Annotated in this window: 4 protein-coding genes; 2 read left to right on the top strand and 2 right to left on the bottom strand. The window is 68.5% G+C overall.

Going from position 1 to position 4,442, the window contains the following annotated elements:
• Positions 1-1,507 (bottom strand): proline dehydrogenase family protein (locus AC5RW2_RS40735; protein WP_494075275.1); only part of this gene is annotated, 1,507 nt, incomplete at its 3' end.
• A gap of 130 nt (positions 1,508-1,637) precedes the next feature.
• Here AC5RW2_RS40735 and AC5RW2_RS40730 point away from each other — a divergent pair.
• Positions 1,638-2,552, top strand: coding sequence for a LysR substrate-binding domain-containing protein (locus AC5RW2_RS40730; RefSeq protein ID WP_494029721.1), 915 nt, complete (start codon positions 1,638-1,640; stop codon positions 2,550-2,552).
• 4 nt (positions 2,553-2,556) lie between these two features.
• Here AC5RW2_RS40730 and AC5RW2_RS40725 read toward each other — a convergent pair whose 3' ends face one another.
• The gene (locus AC5RW2_RS40725; protein ID WP_494029722.1) at positions 2,557-3,123 is read right to left on the bottom strand and encodes a TetR/AcrR family transcriptional regulator; all 567 of its coding nucleotides are present in this window, start codon (positions 3,121-3,123) and stop codon (positions 2,557-2,559) included.
• A gap of 143 nt (positions 3,124-3,266) precedes the next feature.
• On the opposite strand from AC5RW2_RS40725, the gene AC5RW2_RS40720 reads away from it, so the two are divergent.
• On the top strand, positions 3,267-4,442 hold a 1,176-nt coding region (locus AC5RW2_RS40720; protein WP_494075274.1), incomplete at its 3' end, for an MFS transporter.

The following is a 4,442-nucleotide window of genomic DNA, read 5'->3' as shown; positions in this document are numbered from 1 at the left end:
CCCAGGCGCGGTTGGCGGGCAGCGCCGGGTCGGTGTCGGGGGTGTTCCGGAAGTAGCCGGCCGGCGCCGGCGGCTCCGGCCGGTTCCGGTCCTGCGTGCGGTGGGGCGCCGGTACGCCGTCGTCCAATTCCGCAAGCGAGGCAAGGAAGCGCTGCTTTTCCCGCTCGAACAGCGCCTCGTTCTCCGCCAGCTCGAAGACTGCAGACATAAAGTTTTCCTGGCTCGCGCCCTCCTCGAGGCGGCGAATCAGATAGGCGATGGCGACGTCGAACTCCTGCGGCTGGACTACCGGGGTGTAGAGCAGCAGCCGGCCGACGTCCTTCTTCACCGCCTCAGCCTGTCCCTGCGCCATGCCCAGCAGCATCTCGAAGTCGATCCGCTCCTGCACGCCCCGCTGCTTGGCCAGCAGCCATGCATACGCCACATCAAAGAGGTTGTGCCCGGCGACGCCGATGCGCACCGCGTCCGTCCGCTCCGGAGTGAGGGCGTAGTTGAGGACCCGCTTGTAATTGGTGTCCGATTCCTGCTTGGAGCCCCAGGTGGCCAGCGGCCAGTCATGCAGGGACGCCTCCGCCTGTTCCATCGGCAGGTTGGCGCCCTTGACCACGCGGATCTTGATCGGAGCCCCGCCGGCGGCCCGGCGCGCCTGGGCCCATTCCGTCAGTGCGATGGCGGCTCCCAGCGCATCCGGAAGGTAGGCCTGCAGCACCAGGCCCGCTTCGAGGCCGCGGAAGCGCGACTGGTCGAGGATCGTCCGGAAGACCGCGATGGTCAGGTCCAGGTCCTTGTACTCCTCCATGTCCAGGTTGATGAACTTGGGGGTTGGCGAGGACACGGCCAGTTCATACAGCGGGGTGAGGCTTTCGACGACGGCGGCCACCGCCTCCTCGAAGGCCCACTGCGAGTGCGGGGCGACCGTGGAGGAGACCTTGATGGAGACATAGTCGACGTCGTCACGCGCCAGGAGCCTGCGGGTCCCCTCGAGGCGGCGGGCGGCTTCGCGGTGGCCCAGGACGGCCTCGCCCAGCAGGTTGATATTCAGCCGGGTGCCGTCGCTGCGGAGCTTGCCGATCGCGGGTCCCAGCCGGGCGTCCGTGGCGTCCACGATCAGGTGGCCGACCATCGCCCGCAGCGCCCGGCGCGCGGCCGGGATGACCACCTGTGGCAGGACCGGCGCGGCGGCCCCACCCAGCCGGACCATTGAGCGCAGGTACCAGGGCAGGAAAGCGGGCACCTCCGGCGCAAGCGCGGCCAGGTTCCGGGCGGCGACCTTCACATCCTCGGGGCGGATGACGCCGTCGACAAAGCCCACCGTGAAGTCCAGGCCGTTCGGGTCCTTCAGCACCCCAGCCAGACGCTGCGCCGAAACTTCCGCCGGCACCTTCGCCGCTTCCGCCAGCCAGCGGCGGACCTGGGCGATCACCTCCTGGGCCAACGCGTCCTGTTGCAGTGGGGCGTCGTCCTTGGCCGGAGGGCTGGCGGCGGGATCAGTCAGGAAGTTCTGCATCATGGTGGACCTCCGCTTTCTGTGACGTCGGTTACTTGGTTCACACCAGTATGGAAGCGCGGTTCAATTAGATAAAGTGACCTTTTCTGATGGATATCCATCGGTTTTCCCAAAGAAAGGCGAGGCCCTCATGCTGGACGTGCGCAGGCTCCGCCTGCTGCGGGAACTAAAGATCCGGGGCACCCTCGCGGAGGTGGCAGAGGCACTGAAGTTCAGTCCGTCGTCGGTATCGCAGCAGCTGGCGCTGCTGGAGAAGGAAGCCGGCGTTAAGCTGCTCCGGAAGACCGGCCGGCGGGTGCAGCTGACCCCGCAGGCAGAGGTGCTGGTGGCACACACCGCCCAGCTGCTGGAAACCCTGGAACGGGCGGAAGCGGATCTGGCCGCATCCCTGACCGCGGTCACCGGCACGGTGCGCGTGGCCGTTTTCCAGTCCGCTGCCCTGGCCCTGATGCCGGAGGCGCTTACGATGATGAGCCTGCAGTATCCCGATGTCCGGGTGGAAATGGTGCAGCGGGAACCGGAAACGGCACTGCATGAAACCTGGGCCCGGGACTTCGACCTGGTGATCGCTGAGCAGTATCCCGGCCATGCCGCCCCGCACTGGCCGGAGCTGGACCGGCGGAAGCTGACCTCCGACGCCATCCGGCTGGCCGTCCCGCCGGCGGCCCGGGACAGGTTCGGCATTTCAGCCGTCGAGGACGCCAAGGATGCCCCGTGGGTGATGGAACCGCGGGGCGCCGCCTCGCGCCACTGGGCAGAGCAGGCCTGCCGCAGCGCCGGTTTCGAGCCGGATGTCCGCTATGAAACGGCGGACTTGCAGGCGCAGATCCGGCTGATCGAATCCGGCAATGCGGTGGCCTTCATGCCGGATCTGGTCTGGACCGGACGGGAAACCACCTGCCAGTTGCTGGACCTGCCCGGCCGGCCCATGCGCACCGTCTTCACCTCGGTCCGCCGGGCCAGCGCCAAGCGCCCGGCCATCCTGGCCTGCCGGGAGGTGCTGGCCAGCGCGGCCGCACATGCATCCACGCCCGCACCCCGCTGACCGGTCAGGTGTTCGGTTTCGCTGCCTGCCCGACAAGCACCTGCACGACACCCAGCAGGTCCTGGATCGTCGCTTCGGGCTTGCCCGCCTGCGCCTCCGGCCAGCCTCCGGCGAGGATGGCGTTGTAGTAGAGGCCGTCGCCCATGAGCAGGATTGCCCGGGCCACCGCCGGATCCCGCACTTCCTCCAGGATGAGCTCATACCAGGTCCGCTGCAGTTCCTGCAGGGCGTCCCGCGACTGCGGGTCCTGGCCGTGGTGCAGCCGCGTGGCCGCGATCAGGGTCCGGTCGAAATCGGTGTCCTCGTAGACCGAACTGCGGATGTAATAGGCCGCGCGCCCGTCCGGCGCCGCCTTCATGGCCTCGTAGTCCGCCTCCGCCAGGATCCGGAGCTTGGCGATCAGTCCAGAGGTCAGCGCTTCCTTGCTCTTGAAGTGGTACAGCAGGCCGCCCTTGGAGACGCCCGCCGCCCCGGCGACCGCATCAAGGGTCGCCGCCCGCTCCCCCTCGTCGATGAGGAGTCGTTCGAAGGCGAGCAGGATCTTCTCCCGCGCAGAAGGCTGTCCAGGCATTGCTTCACCGTATCGCATGAGGCGAGCGCGCAAGAGCCGGGAGCAGGAGCCGCCGGACCGCCGTCGAACACTTGAAAACCATACCGTCCAGACGGTACAGTAGCTCAGTCCCGCCCCCACCAACCACCGGAAGGAGTTCCGCCATGTCCTTGTCCCCCGCGACTGCACTGCAAACCCCCTCCAAGGCCGGCCGCCGCGAATGGACCGCGCTGGCGGTGCTCATGCTGCCGGTCCTGCTGGTCTCGGTGGACAACACCGTCCTGAGCTTCGCCGTCCCCGCGATTTCGCAGGCGCTGCGGCCCAGCGGTACCGAACTGCTGTGGATCGTGGACATCTACCCGCTGGTCTTGGCGGGCCTGCTGGTGTCCATGGGCAGCCTGGGTGACCGGATCGGCCGGCGCCGCCTGCTGCTGATCGGCAGCTCCGGCTTCGCCGCCGTCTCCGTTTTCGCGGCGTTCGCGCCGACGGCTGCGGCACTGGTGGCCGCCCGCGCCCTGCTGGGATTCTTCGGCGCGATGCTGATGCCCGCGACGCTGTCGCTGATCCGGAACATCTTCATCGATCCGGCGCAGCGGCGCACGGCGGTCGCTGTCTGGGCGGCCGGCTTCTCCGGCGGCGCGGCGCTGGGCCCGATCGTCGGCGGGTTCCTGCTGGAGCACTTCTGGTGGGGCGCCGTCTTCCTGCTGGCCGTCCCGGTCCTGGTTCCGCTGCTGGCGCTGGCCCCGCGCTTCGTCGCCGAGTCCAAGGACCCTGCCCCCGGCCCCATCGACATTCCCAGCATCGTCCTGTCCCTGCTGGCCATGGCTCCGCTGGTCTACGGGATCAAGGCCTTCGCCAAGGACGGGCTGACCATCAACGCGGCCGGCGCCGTCGCCGCCGGACTGCTCTTCGGTCTGCTGTTCGTTGGGCGCCAGCTGGCACGCCCGGTCCCGATGCTGGACGTCCGCCTGTTCCGGAATCCGGTGTTCAGCGGCGCGGTCACGGCGAACCTGCTCAGCATCTTCTCGATGGTGGGCTTCCTCTTCTTCGTCTCCCAGCATCTCCAGCTCGTGGCCGGACTGACGCCCCTGGAAGCGGGCTTGGTCCTGCTGCCCGGGCTGGTCCTCACTGTGGTGTCCGGCTTCGCCGTCGTCCGCATCGTACGGCGCATCAGGCCGGCCTACGTGGTCGCCGGCGGGCTGGCGCTGAATGCCGCCGGCTACGCCACGATCCTGCTCACCGGAGGTGCGTCGATCGGCGGCCTGCTGGTTGCCTTCATGATCCTGGGCGCCGGCGTCGGCGCTTCGGAGACCATCTCCAACGACCTGATCCTCAGCAGC

It is taken from the genome of Arthrobacter sp. B0316-1-20 (genome assembly GCF_059091865.1).
This window is presented reverse-complemented; position numbering and strand designations above follow the sequence as displayed.

Bases quoted from the DNA above. Each gene is read 5' to 3' on its own strand.
- AC5RW2_RS40730 (WP_494029721.1), top strand. From the start codon at position 1,638: ATGCTGGACGTGCGCAGGCTCCGCCTGCTGCGGGAACTAAAGATCCGG.
- AC5RW2_RS40725 (WP_494029722.1), bottom strand. From the start codon at position 3,123: ATGCCTGGACAGCCTTCTGCGCGGGAGAAGATCCTGCTCGCCTTCGAA.